The 17,673-nt window shown below is 59.9% G+C and carries 15 protein-coding genes; 2 read left to right on the forward strand and 13 right to left on the reverse strand.

Annotation, left to right across the window (positions count from 1 at the left end; translation table 11 throughout):
• Window positions 1–4 precede the first annotated feature (4 nt).
• The 6 genes from BG457_RS11140 to BG457_RS11165 all read right to left on the reverse strand — a co-directional run bounded on the left by BG457_RS11140 (window position 5) and on the right by BG457_RS11165 (window position 5,905).
• Complete coding sequence (locus BG457_RS11140) at window positions 5–1,084, reverse strand: ABC transporter ATP-binding protein (RefSeq protein ID WP_071797230.1); 1,080 nt, start codon at window positions 1,082–1,084, stop codon at window positions 5–7.
• Window positions 1,084–2,085, reverse strand: a complete 1,002-nt coding sequence (locus tag BG457_RS11145; protein WP_217649519.1) for an alcohol dehydrogenase catalytic domain-containing protein — start codon at window positions 2,083–2,085, stop codon at window positions 1,084–1,086. Before BG457_RS11145 ends, BG457_RS11140 begins: the two co-directional genes overlap by 1 nt.
• Before the next feature lie 2 nt (window positions 2,086–2,087).
• Window positions 2,088–2,915 (reverse strand): carbohydrate ABC transporter permease, encoded by an 828-nt coding sequence (locus BG457_RS11150; RefSeq protein WP_071797232.1) that lies wholly within the window; start codon window positions 2,913–2,915, stop codon window positions 2,088–2,090.
• Between the two features lies 1 nt (window position 2,916).
• On the reverse strand, window positions 2,917–3,786 hold the full coding sequence (locus BG457_RS11155; protein WP_071797233.1) for a carbohydrate ABC transporter permease: 870 nt from the start codon (window positions 3,784–3,786) through the stop codon (window positions 2,917–2,919).
• Window positions 3,787–3,797: 11 nt separating this feature from the next.
• A complete protein-coding gene (locus tag BG457_RS11160) occupies window positions 3,798–4,535 on the reverse strand; it encodes an SDR family NAD(P)-dependent oxidoreductase (RefSeq protein WP_071797234.1) in 738 nt (245 codons plus the stop codon).
• Between the two features lie 74 nt (window positions 4,536–4,609).
• Complete coding sequence (locus tag BG457_RS11165) at window positions 4,610–5,905, reverse strand: ABC transporter substrate-binding protein (RefSeq protein WP_071797235.1); 1,296 nt, start codon at window positions 5,903–5,905, stop codon at window positions 4,610–4,612.
• 165 nt (window positions 5,906–6,070) lie between these two features.
• Between BG457_RS11165 and BG457_RS11170 the strand changes: the two genes are divergently transcribed.
• Window positions 6,071–7,114 carry a LacI family DNA-binding transcriptional regulator gene (locus BG457_RS11170; RefSeq protein WP_139257705.1) on the forward strand — a complete coding sequence of 348 codons (1,044 nt, stop codon included), beginning with the start codon at window positions 6,071–6,073 and terminating at the stop codon, window positions 7,112–7,114.
• 306 nt (window positions 7,115–7,420) lie between these two features.
• On the opposite strand, the gene BG457_RS11175 is transcribed toward BG457_RS11170, so the two are convergent.
• Window positions 7,421–9,793 carry a transketolase gene (locus tag BG457_RS11175; protein ID WP_071797236.1) on the reverse strand — a complete coding sequence of 791 codons (2,373 nt, stop codon included), beginning with the start codon at window positions 9,791–9,793 and terminating at the stop codon, window positions 7,421–7,423.
• A gap of 143 nt (window positions 9,794–9,936) precedes the next feature.
• Between BG457_RS11175 and BG457_RS11180 the strand changes: the two genes are divergently transcribed.
• On the forward strand, window positions 9,937–10,401 hold the full coding sequence (locus BG457_RS11180) for an Lrp/AsnC family transcriptional regulator (protein ID WP_071797237.1): 465 nt from the start codon (window positions 9,937–9,939) through the stop codon (window positions 10,399–10,401).
• 20 nt (window positions 10,402–10,421) lie between these two features.
• Here BG457_RS11180 and BG457_RS11185 read toward each other — a convergent pair whose 3' ends face one another.
• The 6 genes from BG457_RS11185 to BG457_RS11210 form a co-directional block, all read right to left on the reverse strand.
• On the reverse strand, window positions 10,422–12,326 hold the full coding sequence (locus tag BG457_RS11185; RefSeq protein ID WP_245770990.1) for a sigma-54-dependent Fis family transcriptional regulator: 1,905 nt from the start codon (window positions 12,324–12,326) through the stop codon (window positions 10,422–10,424).
• Between the two features lie 97 nt (window positions 12,327–12,423).
• Window positions 12,424–12,993: a hypothetical protein gene (locus tag BG457_RS11190; RefSeq protein WP_071797314.1), complete on the reverse strand. Its 570-nt coding sequence runs from the start codon at window positions 12,991–12,993 to the stop codon at window positions 12,424–12,426.
• Between the two features lie 298 nt (window positions 12,994–13,291).
• Window positions 13,292–14,047, reverse strand: coding sequence for an SDR family NAD(P)-dependent oxidoreductase (locus BG457_RS11195; RefSeq protein ID WP_071797239.1), 756 nt, complete (start codon window positions 14,045–14,047; stop codon window positions 13,292–13,294).
• 22 nt (window positions 14,048–14,069) lie between these two features.
• Complete coding sequence (gene groEL / locus BG457_RS11200) at window positions 14,070–15,701, reverse strand: molecular chaperone GroEL (RefSeq protein WP_071797240.1); 1,632 nt, start codon at window positions 15,699–15,701, stop codon at window positions 14,070–14,072.
• A 64-nt stretch (window positions 15,702–15,765) separates the two neighbouring features.
• The gene (locus BG457_RS11205) at window positions 15,766–16,551 is read right to left on the reverse strand and encodes an iron-sulfur cluster assembly protein (RefSeq protein WP_245770991.1); all 786 of its coding nucleotides are present in this window, start codon (window positions 16,549–16,551) and stop codon (window positions 15,766–15,768) included.
• A 22-nt stretch (window positions 16,552–16,573) separates the two neighbouring features.
• On the reverse strand, window positions 16,574–17,599 hold the full coding sequence (locus BG457_RS11210; protein ID WP_071797242.1) for an amidohydrolase family protein: 1,026 nt from the start codon (window positions 17,597–17,599) through the stop codon (window positions 16,574–16,576).
• Window positions 17,600–17,673: the final 74 nt, after the last annotated feature.

Here is a 17,673-nt window from a genome sequence, read left to right on the forward strand (position 1 = left end):
AGCGTCACTTTCCGTTTTTTCCGATGAGGCGCATTTCCGTGGCACTGTCGAAAAGATGTGCCTTGCCGGCGATGGGGCGCAAAAATACCGAACCACCGGCCACGGGCCTCAGGTCAGGCGAGACGCGGGCGATCAGATCCTGCTCCGCAGCGCGGACATGGATCAGCGTGTCAGAACCCAGAGGCTCGACAAGCATGATTTCGGCAGGGATGCCCTGCCCCTCTGGCACCACTTCAAAATGTTCGGGGCGCACACCAAGGATCAGGTCAGGCCCACTGACCCCTGTGCTCAGACCACTGTCAAGCGGCAAGCTGTCCCCCCCTGCCAGCCGAAGCTGTTCGCCCTCCAGAGTAATCGGCAGAAAATTCATCGAGGGCGAGCCGATAAAGCTGGCAACAAACAGATTGATCGGGGCCTCATACACCTCTTCCGGTGTCCCGACCTGCTGGATGACGCCCGATTTCATGACAACGATCCGGTCGGCCATGGTCATCGCCTCGATCTGGTCATGCGTGACGAAAACCATCGTCGTGCGCAATTGCCGGGACAGTGTCTTGATTTCGGCCCGGACCTGCCCGCGCAGCTTCGCGTCCAGATTTGACAATGGCTCATCGAACAGGAACACTTGCGGGTCACGCACGATCGCACGGCCCATCGCCACCCGCTGCCTCTGTCCACCCGAAAGCGCCTTTGGGCGGCGATCCAGATAAGGGTGAATGTCCAGCAATTTCGCGGCAGCATCAATCTTGGCGTTGATCTCGCTCGCAGGCAGGTCACGCATTTCCAGCGCAAAGGCCATATTCTGCCGGACCGTCATATGCGGGTAGAGCGCATAATCCTGAAACACCATGGCAATATCGCGCTTCGCTGCAGGCACATCATTCACGCGCCTGTCCCCGATCATCAGATCGCCCCCGTCGATTGCTTCCAACCCGGCCAGAACGCGCAGCAATGTCGACTTGCCGCAGCCTGATGGGCCGACCAGCACGATGAATTCCTCATCCTCGATTTCCAGATTCAAATCCGGGATGACGGTCGCCGCCCCATATTTCTTGACGACGTTTCTCAACGAGATCGAGGCCATTACTGCTCCCCTGCAAATGACAGAATGGGTTTGATGGATTTGCCGCTCGCAAAATCCGCGAATTTGCGTGGCAGATCCGCCAGCGCAAAGCGATCATCGACAAGTCTGGCGTAACGCGCGCGATCCGCGCGCAGAAGCGCCACATTTTCCGCAAACTCGCTTTTCGGGAAATAGAAGGTTCGCGTCATAGTGAAATCCTTGCGGCGAAAGACCTTGTCTTCGTTGATCACCCAAGGTTTTGCATTCTCGCCCACCAGAACAATCACGCCAGCAGGCAACACGAGATGGATCGCCAGATCCCGCGCAGCGTGATTGCCGGAACATTCCACGATCAGATCATAGCGTTTCTCAGTGCTGGCGGTCGGGACGATATTTGCACCGAATTCACGCGCAAGTTCCGCCCGCTCGGTGTTCGGCTCACTGACATCAATGCTGCCATAGCCCAAGGCATGTGCCGCCAGCAGCACACCCAGCCCGACAGGCCCTGCCCCCATGACAAGCACTGTCGGGGATGAATTGCGCAAATGCCGCGCCGCTTCGCGCAGCGCATGCGCCGAGGTTCCGATCGTGTCCAGCAGCAGCGGCGCAAGGGTTTCGTCAATATCTTCAGGAACTTCCAGTAGACAGTTTTCCGGCACGGTCAGGAATTCGGCATAGCCACCATGCCGGTTCCACCCGATCAGCGAGGATACAGTCAGACAACTTTGCGTCATGCCCTGAAGGCAGGTCGCGCAACTGCCGCAATGCTCGGGGATATAGACGGCGCAAAGCTTACCGTGCAGCCTGTGGCCGGGCTGTTCGACCCAACCGGCAATTTCATGGCCTGCGATAAATTCTGCACCGCCACGCCACAGTTTGAAATCCGAACCACATAGCGCGGTCGAGGCGACACGCAGAAGTACTTCATTGGCGGCAGGTTCGGGGCGCGGTGCCGCCACGACATGGATTTCCTCATTCCCACGGAAATCAGCCGCCTGCATCATCGATTCATTGCTACGCATGTTCATCCTTTCACGGCGCCAAGGGTGAGCCCGGAAATCAGCCATCTCTGAACGACAATCGCCAGAATCAGCGGTGGCAGGGCGATAATTGTGGCAGCGGCCATCAGCCCACCCCAGTTGGTCGAGCCTTCGCCGATGAAGTTGAAAGACGCCGCGATGAGGGTCTTGGTCTGCGCATTGCTCAGGACCAGCGCGAACAGAAAGAAGTTCCACGAGAACACAAAGGCCAGAATAGAGGACACAGCCAGACCTGACGACACGAGCGGCAAACCGATCCGCCGGAAAATCCGGAAGGGCGAGCACCCATCAACCTGCGCCGCTTCAAAGATCGAACGCGGGATCGCATCGAAATAAGGCAGCAAGACCCAGATCACGATTGGCAGGGTGATCACAGCATGCGTCAGGATCAACGCCCAGTAGCTGCCGATCATGTCCACTTGCCGAAACATCACATACCATGGCAGCAGGAACAGCGTGCCCGGTGCCATCCGTGCCATAAGCGCAACGACAGCAGGCCATGTGATCCGCGTCCATGACGCCACGAAAGCAGCGGGTGCACCGAAAAGCAGGCCCAGAATGGTCGATCCGGCAGTCACGATCAGCGAATTGACGGCATAGCTCAGAAAGGGTGTCTGGCGTGTCAGCGTCGCGTAATTCTCTCCTGTGGGCGAGAATACCAGCGTCGGCGGATATGCCGTGACCTCGTGAGAGGGCTTGAATGAGGACAGGATCATCCATGCCGTCGGCGTCATCACGATGATCCCCGCAAGGACCAGTAGCGCCACATTGACCCAATCCAGCCAGGGTGCATCCGAGGGTTTTCTTGACATATTACCACTCCACTCCTGCACGCAGCCGATTAAGTGCAATGACCGCACCCAGAACCATCACTGACAAAGTGACCATCAGCGCGCTGGCATAGCCCAGTTGGAAAAACTCGAAGCCCTGCCGGAACCCGTAGATGTTCAGGGTCATCGAATGGTTTGACGGGCCGCCCTGCGTCGTGATGTAGATCAGGTCAAAAAACCGCAGCAGATCGACAGAGCGCAGCACCATCGCGGTGACCAATGTGGGCAGCAACAATGGCAGCGTGATCCGGAAGAATACCGCACGCCGCGAAGCGCCATCTATTTCGGCGGCTTCATAGACGGATGGCGGCAGCGATTGCAGCCCCCCCAGCACAATAAGCGCGACATAGGGGGTCCATTGCCATGTGTCGATTATGGCAAGCGTTGGCACCACCATCATCGGAGAGGCCAGCCAATCGGACGGCGGCAGGCCAAGTGAGGTCAGAATCCAGTTCGCAGCCCCAAGCGAAGGATCAAGGATCACAAGCCACATCATCCCGGCCACGACCGGCGGCATCAGAAAGGGCGAGATGAAAAGCGATCTCAGGATACCCGGCAGGCGTTTGGCACGAAATAACAACAACGCCAGGCCAGTACCAAGCACCAACTGCATCACCAGCGAAAGAGCATAAAGATAGAAGGTGATCCAGATACCGTTCCAGAACTGCGCATCATCGATCATGCGCCGGTAATTCCCCCCACCCCAGCCCGTGATCTGACCGGTCGAGGAATAGGTCTGAAAGCTCATCCAGATTGTGTAGATGAACGGAAACGCAATCATGCTGACGGTAAAGACAAGCGCCGGCAGTGACATCATCGCCATCTGGCGACGCTGGTTGTTTTCGACTCTCATTGTCTGTCTCCCTATCCGGCCAGAAATCCGCCATCGACAGAGAACACCGATCCTGTGACATAGCCCGCACCGGGCATGCACAGAAACGCGACTGTGGCGGCGATTTCCTCGGGCTGTCCCCACCGCCTCAAGGCCGTGCGGGCGGCGATGCGGTCATAATGCGCTTTGTCCTTGCGCCCTTCGGCATTCAGCGGCGTTTCGATATATCCCGGCGCCACCGCATTCACGCGGATGCCCTGATCCGCCCAGGCATGCGCAAGCGCGCGCGTCAGCATCACCACACCCCCCTTCGAGGCACAATAGGCAGGGAGCCTTGGCAAAGCCGCAAAGGCATTCATCGACGCGATATTGACGATGCTGCCCCCAGAGGCCGCGAGCGCCCCCTGAAACGCAAGGCAGGTGCGCATGGTGCCTGTCAGGTTCACGTCAATCACCGCCTGAAAAACCGACAGATCATATTCCGCGTCCCGCCGCAGGATCCCTGCGGCATTGACCAGACAATCGACATGCGTGCGTGATGCCGCAAATTCTGTCATTGCCCTGTCATCGGTAATATCCAGAATTTCGACACTCAGACCCTCTCGCCCCTGATGAGGCGCCGCGTTGACCTCTGCGGCAGTGGCACCGGTCGCGGTCACGGATGCGCCATGGTGCAAGAACTCGTCAACAATTGCCGCGCCGATCCCTCCTGTGCCGCCAATGACGACAGCATGAAACTTTGGCGGCAACAGGAAAGATGCAGACGTCAAGCCAATGCTCCCCTGCGATAACGGTTTGGATTGCCAGACCAGCGCAGTCTATGCGCTGGTCTGGTGCGCAAGGCTCAGTCTCTTGCGATCAGCGCATTCAGAGCAGTGTCGGCACGCGCGCAGGCCTCTTCGACTGTGCCATTGCCCAAAAGCAGATCCGCGACCGCCTGCCCGATATATTCACGCGATTCCGGGTTGGCGACGATCGGATAGCCAATCTCGGAAGACCCGGTATTGGCAAGCACGGTCAAAGCGTCGTGCCATTGCTGGCGCACCTCACTTTCGCTCAGCCATGCCCGGTAATCCTCGGATTCCGCGATGGCCTCACGCGGGGGCGCGATCCCTTCCAGTGCAAGGCGTGCCTGCATTTCCGGGCCAGTTGCCCATTGCAGGAAATACCATGCCGCATCCGGATTGCTGGAATGCGAAGAAATCGCCAGCGACCAGCCGATCACTGTCGGATGCGACCCGCCCGGCCCTTCGGGCAGTGGAATGATCGCGGTATCCTCAAGCCGGACACCACCCTCCATGATCGGTCCGAACTCGTTTGACGACTGGAACGACATGGCCGAACGCCCAGCGCGATAAAGCGCAGTCAATTGTTGGAAGCTGTAATTCACCACCCCCGGAGGGCCATAGTCCCGAAGCAGATCAGAATAGAGCGTGAGGGCTTGCTGTGCTTCAGGCGCGCAAAGTGCCGACTGGCCGTCATGCATGTATTCGCCGCCCATATTGCGCAAGAAACCCGCGAATGTGTAGGGCACCGCCGGTGCCAGCCCGCGCGACGCAAACGGGGTCAGATCGGTGCAGTCGCTCAGGCTTGCGGCCGCGTCAACCAGCGCGTCAAGCGTTGCCGGGGCCTCAAGGCCACATTCCTCGAAAACATCGGTGCGATAATAAAGCAACGGACCTTCAATATTCAGCGGGACCCCGGTCAATGCGCCATCAAAGGTCGCCGCCTCCATCAAGGCAGGTCCAAACCCCTGCGCATCATAGTCTGGCGACACGTTGTTCTCGATGAAATCCGAAATATCCGCATACCAGCCCGCGGATGCAAATTGCATGCCCTCGCGCGAAGGAAGCGTCATGAAGATGTCGACCTCATTGCTGCGCGCGTTCATCACTGTCATCAAGCGCTGGCGCATCTGCTGCTCTTGATAACTGTCCACCACCAGATTGATGCCGGTCAGCTCACGGAACTCGTCTGCATTTGCAACGATCAACTGCCCGAGCGGATTGGAATTTGCCAGAAATGTAATCGTTTCGCCTTCATGTGCGCGCCAGTCGAACTCCTGCGCGACACTCACAGCAGGCCAGCAAACGGCAAGCGCTGTCGACAGGTACGCGGCACTTCTGAATGTTATGTGCATGTGCTTCCTCCCTTGAATGGTAGTACCGTCCATACTGCCTCCAACAGCATGTAACCGGTTACATATCACCTGAATTTCCCTCACGTCAAGGATTCGCGTCGCACCACGTCAAGAAACAGTTTTCAATTCTGAAATTCTACGGCTAAACTTGCTTAGGAGGATCGCATGAACACCAGAAATTCTGACATTTCCTTAGGAAATCGTAAGGCCATCGGGATCCGGGACATCGCGAAACGCGCCGAGGTTTCGACAGCAACCGTGTCGCGGTTCCTGAACAATCCGGCCTCTGTCGGTGTCGCATTGCGGCATAAGATTGACAAAGTCATTGAAGAAACCGGTTATATTCCGCACGCATCCGCACGCGCCTTGTCCTCCCGCCGGAACCAGACGATCGGTGCGATCGTGCCGACTGTGGACAACGCCATGTTCGCCCAGGGGATACAGGCTCTGCAAAGCTTTCTGGCGTCAAAAGACTATCTGCTGCTTCTCGCCACGAACGAGTATGATCTGGAAACGGAACTGCGACAGGCCCGCAATCTGGTCGCTCGCGGCATCGATGCCCTGATCCTGCGCGGCGACAGGCACCACCCGACGCTGCATCGTTTACTGGCGGCGAATTCGATCCCCTTCATCAATGTGGGCGTCTATGAACCGGCCAAGCCCTACCCCTCTGTCGGGGTCGACAACCGAGAGGCTGGCAGAGAACTAACAAGATACATCACCGGACTGGGTCATAAACACATCGCAGTCGTTGCCGCACATCAGCGCAACAATGATCGCGCGCAAGCCCGGCTCGACGGGATCCTCTCCGTTCTCGCAGAAAACGGATGCAGCCCTCCGGACGAATGGGTCTTGCATGTGGACTACAACCTGTCCGATGCGGGCGATGCCGCGCGCATGCTTTTGCAAGGGCCAGACAGACCGACCGCCATTATCTGCGGCAATGACGTCATCGCCTATGGCGTGATGATGGCGGCCATCCGGCTGGGTGCCTCAGTCCCGCAAGATTTGTCAGTGGTTGGTTTTGATGATCTCGAATGGAGTCGGCATCTGCAACCAAGCCTGACAACCATTCACATGCCGACAAATGAAATCTGGACCCGTGCAGGCCGGTATCTGGTCGAGGTGCTGGCCGGTCACGCTCCGGTTCTGCATCAACAGGTCCAGTTTCATCTGGTCGTGCGCGAATCAACCGCGCCGCCGCGCTAATATATCGCTGAAAAAGCCCCCGCCTCGACAACGGACTGAGAACATGCGCCCCCCGTTCGCAGAATAACGGCGGGTGTGAAGATGCGCGGAAACCTTTTCGGGTGCATGTACCCCACGCGCAGAACAGCACGGAGATCCCGCGACCTCGCCCAGATGATAGAACAACTTTCTGACTGGCGAATAAAGCCGTATTGATGACACGGATGCTCCCTTATTCTTTGAAGTCTCTCGCAAACAACATCTTGGCACGTTGTGATGTCAATGAAAGGCGCAATCCGCGCCATCAACAAGCAAGTCCTGTTATCATCATGGCCCAACGATCTGGCACCCTTCGGTCAGTCGCGAAATAGACGCGAGCAGTGACTCTCTGTCGATTGCGAAATGCTGGTACAGATCCTGAATCGTGCCGGTTTGCCCGAAATGCTCGACACCATGCGCGAGGGTGCGGTGCCCGGCCACGGAGCCGAGCCAGGCCAGCGTTGCCGGATGACCGTCAATCACTGTCACAAGGCTGCAACTCGACGGCAATGGCATCAGCAGGCGTTCGATATGGCTCTGCGCCGCCGCATTTCCGCGCGCACGGGCACGTTGCGCGGCGCTCCAGCCCGCCGCAAGCCGGTCGGCAGAGGTCACGGCCAGCACCCCGATATCGCGCCGGTATTCCCCGGCTATCCCTGCAGCGGCGATCGCTTCCTCCGCGACCGCGCCCTGATAGGCGATGACGACACTGCAATTCGGACCGGGTTCGCGCAGCCAATAGGCCCCGTCAATCACGCCCTGCCGGAACCTGTCGCTGGCGCGGCGTCCGGGCTGTTCCAGCGGTCGCGTGCTCAGGCGCAGATAGACCGAGCCGCCGGTTTCGTCGCGCAGCCATGTGCGCTCGTCCGGATCGCCCTCGCCGTCGCGCTGCAGATAGTCGAAGGACCAGTGCAGGATCTCGGCCAGTTCATCTGCAAAAGCCGGTTCGAATGTGGCAAGACCGTCCTGCGCCATGCCGGTCAGCGGTGTGCCGATGGACTGATGCGCCCCGCCCTCGGGGGCAAGCGTGACGCCCGAAGGCGTGCCGACAAGGATGAAGCGCGCATCCTGATAGCAGGCATAGTTCAGCGCATCGAGACCGCGATGCACGAAAGGGTCATAGACCGTGCCGATGGGGATCAGCCGCCTGCCCCAGAGCGAATGCGCAAGCCCTGCCGCGCCAAGAAACAGAAAGAGATTCATCTCGGCGATGCCAAGCTCGATATGCTGACCTTCCGGAGAAAACTCCCATTTCGCGGTCGAGGGAATACGATGCTCGATGAACGCATCGGGTTGCGCCTGCCGGGCAAAAAGCCTGCGGCGGTTGACCCAGGCCCCGAGACTTGTGGTCCCGGTCACATCGGGCGAGGTGGTGACGATGCGTCCGGCCAGCGCGCCGGTGTCACGGGCCAGATCGCCAAGGATCTTGCCAAAGGCGAGCTGGGTCGAAATCTCGCGATCCGCAGGGGCGTTCAGCTGCGGCAGATCCAGCCGCTCTTCTGCAAAGCGGCGCGGGAAACGGGCAAAAAACGGCACCTGTCCCAGAAAGGCGCGCAGCCCGTCCGCGTCATCCACGGCCGCGAACCGGTCCCATTCCGCGCCCTCCGCCACGCCCATCCGCGCCTGCCAGTCCGCCATCTGCGCCTTGGTCATCAGACCGCCGTGATTATCCTTGTGACCGGCAATCGGCGTGGCCCAGCCCTTGATCGTATAGGCCAGAATGCAGGTCGGACGATCATGGTCGATGGCGGCGAAGGTCTCGGCCATGGTCTGCACGCAATTACCGCCCAGATTTTCCATCAGTTCGGCCAGTTCAGCATCGCTGCGCCGCGCGATCAGGGCCGAAACATCGCCCTGATCCCCCAGATCATCCATCAGCCGTTTGCGCCAGACCGCGCCCCCCATATAGGTCAGCGCGGAATATTCCGCATTCGGACAGGCATCGATCCAGCCGCGCAGGGCTTCGCCGCCCGGTTCGCGGAAGGCCGCACGCTGCAGATGGCCGAATTTGACCCGGATCACATCCCAGCCGAAAGCGTCGAAAATCTTCTCGACGCGCTCCAGCAGACCCTCGCGCACGATCCCGTCCAGCGACTGGCGATTATAGTCGATGATCCACCAGCAATTGCGCAGATCGTTCTTCCAGCCTTCCTGCAACGCTTCATAGATATTGCCCTCATCCAGTTCCGCATCCCCCAGCAGCGCGATCATCCTGCCGCAGGGGACGTCCCTGCCCCAGGATTTGGCCCGCAGATAGTCCTGCACCAGCGCGGCGAAGGATGTGATCGCCACCCCCAGCCCCACCGATCCGGTGGAGAAATCAACATCATCGACATCCTTGGTCCGGCTCGGATAGCTTTGTGCACCGCCATAGCCGCGGAAATTCTCCAGCTTCTCGCGCGGGATATTGCCCATCAGATACTGCATCGCGTGAAAGACCGGCGCGGCATGCGGCTTGACCGCAACCCGGTCCTCGGGGCGGAGCGCGGAAAAATAGAGCGCCGTCATGATCGACACGATAGAGGCCGAGGAGGCCTGATGCCCGCCGACCTTGATCTCGTCGGTCTTGGGCCGGAGATGATTGGCATTGTGGATCATCCAGTGCGACAGCCACAAAAGCCGCTGTTCGATTGTCTTGAGATATGCAGCCGTGTCGGTCATGTCGCGCGTCCCCGAATCCATCAATGCGTTGTTGCACGATAGCGATCTGTATCCGGCGATTGGCACCAAATCATTTGCCATTCCCGGCCAGTTGCGCTGAAATCACGCGCATAGCTCATCCCTCACGATGGAAATCAGCGCCGATGCCCGAGAACCTTGACAGAATCGACTACAAAATCCTGCATGCGCTGCAGCAGGATGCCCGTTTGACCCATCAGGAACTCAGCGAGAAGGTCGGGCTTTCGCCCTCTCCCTGCGCGCGGCGCATCCGCAAGCTTGAAACCGAGGGTTTCATCACCGGCTACAGCGCATCCATTGATGATGCGCGACTGGGATTTGGCTTCAGCGTCTTCATTTCCGTGCGGCTCGACCGGCAGATCGACGACCGGCTGATGGCGTTTGAGACCGAGATACAGCGTTGTCCCGAAATCGTCGAATGCTGGCTGATGACCGGGCGCTTCGATTATCTGCTGCGGGTTGCCGTCAGCGATCTGGCGGAATTCGAACGCTTCCTGACCAGCCGCCTGACCAAGCTGCCGGGGGTCGCCTCGCTTGACTCTTCGGTTCCGATCCGGCGGGTGAAAAACCTGCCCGCAAGACTGGAATGACCAGACAGACGGCAGAAAGCTCAGCTCCGGTTGATCTGATACTGACGCATCTTGCGATAAAGCGTCGGACGCGAAATCCCCAGAATCGCCGCCACGCGCGTCAGATTGCCTTTCTCCGCCAGAATCGTGCGCCGGATGGCGCTTTCCTCGATGCTTTCCAGATCCCCGGAATGACCGCTCAGGATGATCTCAAGCGAATCCGCCTCGGGCGTTGGTTCGTCAAGATCGCGGCGCAACTCGGGCGGCAGATCGCGCGCGGTCACGACCGGGCCGGAGGCCACGAGATAGATCCGCTGCATGAGATTGCGCAGTTCGCGCACATTGCCGGGCCATCTGTATTTCAGGAACAGATCAAGGGTATCCTCGGCGAATTTCATCTTTGGCCGACCGGTTTCCTGCGCATAATGGGCCGAAAAATGCTCGATCAGCGCAAGGATGTCATTGCCGCGCTGGCGCAGCGGCGGAACCTCGATCGTGACCACGCCGATCCGGTAGAAAAGATCGCGCCGGAAGCGGCCCTTGTCGATTTCCATCCGCAGGTCGCGATTGGTCATCGCCACCAGCCGGACATCCACGGCGCGGCGCTTGTTGTCGCCCATCCGGTAGACGGCCCGCTGTTCCAGCGCCCGCAGCAGATAGGGCTGCAATTCAATCGGCATATCCCCGATCTCGTCCAGACATAGCAGCCCACCATCGGCAAGTTCGAACTTGCCCGGCCTGCCGCCGCGAACCGCGCCGGTGAAAGCACCGTCAACATAGCCGAAAAGCTCGGCGCCGATGAGGTCACTTGAAATCGCCGCGCAGTTCAGCGGCACATAGGGCGCCTCTGCGCGGTCAAGCCGGCTGTGGATCAGCCGGGCGAAAAGCTCCTTGCCGACCCCGGTCTCACCCTGGATCAGCACCGAGACGTTGGCGGTTGCGGCGCGTTCTGCCAGCTCGATGGCTTCCAGCATGCCCGGCGATGACCCGATGATATGGATTGTCGCTTCGGACACATTGCGCCGTGGCCTGATGCTGCGGGCGCTGAAATCCGAACGCAGACCCGCGCCATCCGATTTCAGAAACAGCGCCGCACCGCGATAGGCATTCCCGAGGATCAGGCGCTCCAGCCCCTGCGCCTGCACTTCGGGGGGCAGCAGCCGGGGCAAGTCCTTGTCGGAAATCCCCTCGATATCCGGCAGCAGCTTGTGGCCGACAATGAGTTTTTCAGGTGCCGGGAAACGCGCCTCATCGACCCCCCTGCGGAATACGATGCGCCCGCTGCTGTCGAGCAGCAGAACCGAACTGTCAGTGCGGCTGTATTTCGATTGCAGGAAGGCTTCAAGCAATTGCGTGCGGTCCTGCCGCTGACGCTCTGCTAGCGCGATCTCGATTTCACGGGCGGCGGCCAGCACCAGCGCGACATTGTGCCGCCGGAAGATATCGGGCGGGCCGGACAGATCCACCACACCGATAATGGAATTGTCAAACGGGTTGCGGATCGGGGCGCCTGCGCAGGTCCAGCTCTGTATCCCTTCCACAAAATGTTCCGAGGCATGAACATACATCGGCTTGCCGGTTGTCAGGACAGTGCCGATCCCGTTCGTGCCGACAAATTTCTCATTCCATTGCCCACCGACTTCCAGATGGATGCCCTGTCCGTCGTCAAGGACCGATTCATCGCCGATCGCATCAATGATCACGCCCTGATCATCGGCCAGGATCAGGATCGATTTTGCTTCACTCAGATGCGGCTCCAGACGCCGGAAGGCCGCCAAAGCGGCCTTGCGCAGATGCAGATTGCGTTCCCGCCTCAGGGCAATCTCGTTATCATCGGGTATCTTGCGCGTCCCCAGATTGCCCGCATCCACCCCCAGTTGCAGACTGCGCTTCCAGGAGGCGAAAATATCCTCCCGAACGTGGTCCGGATGAGCACTCCCGGACATATCGGATGTCACGAAGGACTCCCATGCCGAACGGATATCGCGATCCGTTGATGTATCAGACCTTACCACCTTTGGCGCGACCTTATCCTTGCTTGCCTTATAATAGCTCGCTCGAGTCATCTTGGGGTAAACCCTGCCCTTTCTCCGATTGTGTGCCGGAAGCGCATTGCTGCGAATGCTGAGCATCCACAAGCCCGAGGGACTCCCCGAACATCCGGGCGATATCCAGATCTGACAGCGCGGGATCGATTTGCACGCCCTCGAACTGGCGGAGCGCGTGCCGGGTCTCGTCATCGACAGGCGACAGAAAGCCATTCTCTTCGGTGGCGAGAATAAACACCCTCGAACCGAAGCTGTTGCGGATCTCCCCCAGAAGCTGCATCTGCTTTCCACTGATCCGGTCCGCCAGCACGACCCTGCCGTTCAGACTGACGCGGATATAGGGTTCGGGTTCAACAGGTCTGGCTGACCCTGCCATGGAATGGATCAGCAATCCTTCGGGCTGCGGTTCTTCGTTCCTGCGTGCCTGCTCCTGGCGCATCCGGGTGAAGCCGCCATTGCTGATCTGGTCAGCCAGCCTGCGGATGGTTCCGGCATTCTCGGAAAGCAGCCGCTTGGCCCGCACGTCCTCAAGACGCGGACCTTCGCGCTTAGAAATAATATCCACGCGCATTCCTCCCTCGCAAAATATTAGCACCTGATGCAGAGTGATGCTACGTCAAATTGTCGCAGCATCGCTTTTTCGCCCCGAAGCGGAACAGGTTTCGACAGGGCATTTCCCTCATGACCAGCGCCCGATCAGAAGCACTGTCGAGCACGCCAAATCCCCGCGACCGGAGGGGGTTTGCGGTCGCGGGGTGCGCCGGGATGCGATACCGGAAAACCGCATCCCGGAAACTGAGACAGCCGGAGAAGACCGGCGCGCATTCGCCCGGAACCGGGCATCGCGCGCCCTCTCCAACCTGTCAGATCATGACCTCGCCACCATTGGGCGAAATGCAGGTGCCGTGGAAAAAGCTGCCCTCGGGCGAGGCCAGCAGCACCGCCGCAGGCGTGATCTCGTCCACTTCCGCAAAGCGCCCCAGCGGGATCGCCGCCTTCAGCGTGTCGAGCAGTTCTTGCGACAGCGGTGTCAGCAGGTCGGTATTGGTGACCCCCGGTGCGACAGCATTGACCCGAACCCCGGTGCCAGCACATTCAAGCGCAAGTGCGCGGGTGAAGGTCATGTTCGCGCCTTTGGCCGCGCAGTAATGCGTGAGCGTCGGCGCGCCCTTATAGGCCAGTTGCGAGGTGATGTTGATGATCCGGCCGCTGCCGCGCTTCTTCATGTCGCGATAGACGGTCTGGGCCATGAAGAACGTGCCCTTCACATGCACATCCAGCATCCGGTCGAAGCTTTCCTCGCTGATATCCTCGAAAGCCTCGGTGATGTTATGGCCCGCATTATTGACCAGAATATCAATCTCCCCCAAGGCCGCCCTGGCATCTGCGTAGAATGCCTGGATCGCCGCGACAGAGGACACGTCGCATTCAGCGGCATAGGCCTTGCGGCCCAATGCGCCGATGGCCTTGGCGGTTTCGGCGGCGCGGTCATTGTCGCGGTAATGGCAAAAGGCGATATCCGCGCCCTCTGCCGCCAGTGCCAGCGCAATCCCGCGCCCGATCCCGCGCGATCCGCCTGAAACGAGTGCTGTCTTGCCAGCCAGTTTCTGTGTGGTCATGTCATTCTCTCCTTGTTTGTGTTCATTTGCGTCCGAGCAATTCGGCACCACCGCCCAGCGCTGGCCCCTCGGTCGGATCGACCTCGCCCTCGTCCAGATGGCCGACCAGCGTTTCCGTGGTCAGGATCAGCGTCGCGACGGATGCTGCATTCACCAGCGCACTGGCGGGCACGCGGGCAGGATCGATGATCCCGGCGGCGAACATGTCGCCGATCTCGCCGGTCACGGCGTTGTAGCCATGATCCTTCGGCGCATTGACCACATTCTCCGAGACGATATCAGCATCGGCACCGGCATTGCGGGCGATACGCCGGACCGGGGCGGTCAGGATCGAGCGCACCAGCGCCACGCCGCGGGCAATATCACCGGATACCCTGAGGTCATCCAGACAGGGCGCAAGCTGCGCGAGCGCCGTTCCGCCGCCCGCGACAACCCCGTCTTCCACCGCAGCACGCAGCGCGCAGAGCGAGTCCTCGATCAGCTGGATCGTCCGCTTCTGTTCGACCGGCGTGAAGCCGCCCGCATAGATGATCGCGCTGCCGCCGGTCAGTTTGGACATGCGCTCGCGCAGCTTGTCTTTCTCGATATTCGGCGGCGCCGCGTCATACTGGCGCTGCACCTGCGCGCGCCGGGCCATGATCGCCTCGGGCGCGCCCGCACCGCGCAGGATACTGGTATGCGACGCCTGCGTGCGCACCAGCCCCGCGCCGCCAAGCTGCGCCCGCGTGACATTCTCGACTTTCTTGCCCAGATCACGCGCCAGAACCTCGCCGCCGGTCAGGATGGCGAGATCATCCATCATCGCCGCACGCCAATGACCATATTCGGGCGGATGCACGATCAGGTATTTCCCCGCGCCGCCATTTTCCAGCAGCGTGATCACTACTTCCGGCGCAATCTCTTCGGCGATGATCAGCAGCGGACGGTTTTCCGCATCGGCAATCTGTCTTGCATTGTCCAGCAGCTCGGGCTTCAGGATCTTCTGATCTGTCATCAGAATCAGCGGGTTGCGCAACACGGCTTCCATATTCTCGCGGTCTGTCACCATGTGATGCGAGATATAGCCGCGCTCGAAGGACATGCCCTCGACCACTTCCATCGTCGTGTCTATGGTCACGCCGAAATCCGCCGAGATGACGCCATCGCGCCCGACGCGGCGATAGGCATCCGCAACCATCGCGCCCAGCTTCGGATCCGTGGCCGACACCCGCGCCACGGCTTCCAGATATTCGGGGTTGTCCTCGCAGTCCCGCGACGAGGCATCAATCGCGTCAATGATCGCCTGAACGGCCAGATCGATACCGCGACAGAAATCGACCGGGCGCACTCCGCTTTCGGTCATCTCGACGCCCTTCTGGATCATGGCATTGGCCAGAACAATCGCTGTCGTCGTCCCGTCGCCGGCGACCTCATTGGTCTGCATCGACACTTCGCGCACCACCTGCGCGCCCATATTCTCGAAACGGTCGGTCAGTTCGATCTCTGACGCGATGCTGACGCCATCGCGTGTCACCAGCGGCGTGCCGACCGGGCGATCCACCATCGCATTCAGCCCTTTCGGCCCCAGCGTCGGCTCGACCGCCGCCGCCAGCCGCGCGACACCGCGCGCAAGCGCTTTGCGTGCCGTCTTTCCGTGGATGATCTGTTTAGCCATGTCTTCCTCCTTCGGTCGCGGGGATTCCCCGGACCTTCTCCCCTGTTTTTCAGTCGTTTATCGCCTAGCGCCCCGGTTCTGACGCCACCCGCGCCGGGACGCGCCCCGCCATGAAATCCATCAAGCTCGGCCCGTTAGGCCCGATCTCGACTTCACGGTATCGCGCCGAGGCAAGCCCCCGGCACAATGCGCCGTTGAACTCCATGTTGATCCTGGTGCTGCGCAGCCGACCAAGATGCACCGCGAGATCCTCGGCCGGAATGGCGCATCCCTGCCATGTCGGGAAGGCCAGATCATCGTCCGTGACCGCCAGCCGCCGTTCTGACATGAGATCAAGATAGCGCGGAAGCTGGCGCAGCTCTTCCTCGCCGGAGAAGCGCAACCTGCGCAGCGCCCCCAATGTCATGGCGACAATCTGTTCCGCCGATCTGCCCAGAGCCTGAACCGCCAGCATCACAACTTCCTGCCGCCGGTCGAACGCCTTGGCCGCGAATTTATCGACCACCTCGCCAAGAACGGCACCGCCGCAATTCTCGGCGAAGATCTCGTGAAAACTGCGGCCGCTATTGACACCGGCATTCACCTCATCGCCGAAGCAATGGTCATTCAGCCGCACCGTGACCTCGCGCACCCATGGCAGCGCCGAGACTTCCGCCCGGATACCAAAGGCCATCAGAAAGGCGAAATTGGGCGAACACCAATAGGTGGGCAGCCGGAACTCGACCAGAACCGAATCCGTATCGGTGATCTCCACCTGTTCGACGAATTTCATGTCGGTGATCGGCTCGTCCAGCTCGGGATCCGAGACCGCCGACAGGCGGTCCCAGACTTCAAGCTCACGTTCTGTCATGAGGCTGGCCAGAAACATCGGCTTACTCCGCCGCGATCTGGACCGGTGCCGCTGCAAGCTGCTTCTTCCTGGCCTCGACATCGACATCATAGAGCCGCGCCGCATTAAGGCCGAGGATCTTCTCCTTGACCGCATCCGTCAGCTGCACGCCGCCCCGCTCTGCAGAGATATCCTCGGGGATCTGGAAGGCCCAGAGCTTCTCGACCAGCCATTGCGGGGTCCAGATCGCATAATCCGAGCCGAAGAGCAGCTTGTCCTCACCGACCCACCACAGCAGTTCCGCGATCACCTCGCCGAAGTAACGCGGCCGGGTATGGATGAAGGGCAGCGCCACCGCGAGACCCGCATAGACATTGGTTTCCTGCGTCGCGATCCAGCAGAAATCATCCAGTCGCGGCAGGCCGCAATGCTCGATGATCCAGTTCAGGTTCTGGAAATCGGTCGCGGCATAATCAACGTCATGGACGTCGAAGGCGTCCTTCGACAGCGGAATGATCGTCGGGCCCTTGTGAACGTGGATATTGCGGATGCCCAGCTTGTCGCAGAGCTCGAAGCATTTATAGGCCGACGGATCGTTCAGCGCCCAGCCCTTGCTGTCGCCGTTCCATTCAGCGGTGTACATCTTGACACCTTTGATATCGAATTCTTCCTTCATGTAATGGATATATTCGAGCGCCTTCTCGCCATCGCGCGGATCAAAGGATCCGTTGACGATGAAGCGCTCCGGATAGCGCTCGGCCATCTTCGTGCTGCGTTCGATCGACGAGAAGCCGTTCTTGTAGAAATCCCGCAGATAGGTGGACTGGATGATCGCCATGTCATCGGGGCCATCAATGAACAGGTCGCGATAGATATCTTCCTCGCTGTATTTCTCGAATTTGGGTTTCTCCCACAGCTGCTCTGCCGGGCTCAGATTGGTATGATAGGCATAGAAGCAATCGATGAACTGCTTGCCATGGATGTTCGACTGGTTTTCCGGGCTGCCGTCCCAGAAATGGGTGTGGCCATCGATCACGAAGATTTCCTTGCCTTCAGGCGTCTTGAACATCTTGTCCTCCTGGATGTGTAATATTCTGGGGTCCAGCGGTCCCCGCGCATCGCCGCGCGAGGCCCCGCGTCTTC

The sequence above is a fragment of the Natronohydrobacter thiooxidans genome (assembly GCF_001884735.1).
Taxonomy (GTDB): Bacteria; Pseudomonadota; Alphaproteobacteria; order Rhodobacterales; family Rhodobacteraceae; genus Roseinatronobacter; species Roseinatronobacter thiooxidans_A.

Coding starts and splice junctions, on each gene's coding strand:
- groEL (WP_071797240.1), bottom strand. CDS start 15,701: ATGGCTAAACAGATCATCCACGGAAAGACGGCACGCAAAGCGCTTGCG.
- BG457_RS11155 (WP_071797233.1), bottom strand. CDS start 3,786: ATGAGAGTCGAAAACAACCAGCGTCGCCAGATGGCGATGATGTCACTG.
- BG457_RS11205 (WP_245770991.1), bottom strand. CDS start 16,551: ATGACAGAACGTGAGCTTGAAGTCTGGGACCGCCTGTCGGCGGTCTCG.
- BG457_RS11185 (WP_245770990.1), bottom strand. CDS start 12,326: ATGTCCGGGAGTGCTCATCCGGACCACGTTCGGGAGGATATTTTCGCC.
- BG457_RS11175 (WP_071797236.1), bottom strand. CDS start 9,793: ATGACCGACACGGCTGCATATCTCAAGACAATCGAACAGCGGCTTTTG.
- BG457_RS11150 (WP_071797232.1), bottom strand. CDS start 2,915: ATGTCAAGAAAACCCTCGGATGCACCCTGGCTGGATTGGGTCAATGTG.
- BG457_RS11210 (WP_071797242.1), bottom strand. CDS start 17,599: ATGTTCAAGACGCCTGAAGGCAAGGAAATCTTCGTGATCGATGGCCAC.
- BG457_RS11180 (WP_071797237.1), top strand. CDS start 9,937: ATGCCCGAGAACCTTGACAGAATCGACTACAAAATCCTGCATGCGCTG.
- BG457_RS11165 (WP_071797235.1), bottom strand. CDS start 5,905: ATGCACATAACATTCAGAAGTGCCGCGTACCTGTCGACAGCGCTTGCC.
- BG457_RS11145 (WP_217649519.1), bottom strand. CDS start 2,085: ATGCGTAGCAATGAATCGATGATGCAGGCGGCTGATTTCCGTGGGAAT.
- BG457_RS11140 (WP_071797230.1), bottom strand. CDS start 1,084: ATGGCCTCGATCTCGTTGAGAAACGTCGTCAAGAAATATGGGGCGGCG.
- BG457_RS11170 (WP_139257705.1), top strand. CDS start 6,071: ATGAACACCAGAAATTCTGACATTTCCTTAGGAAATCGTAAGGCCATC.
- BG457_RS11195 (WP_071797239.1), bottom strand. CDS start 14,047: ATGACCACACAGAAACTGGCTGGCAAGACAGCACTCGTTTCAGGCGGA.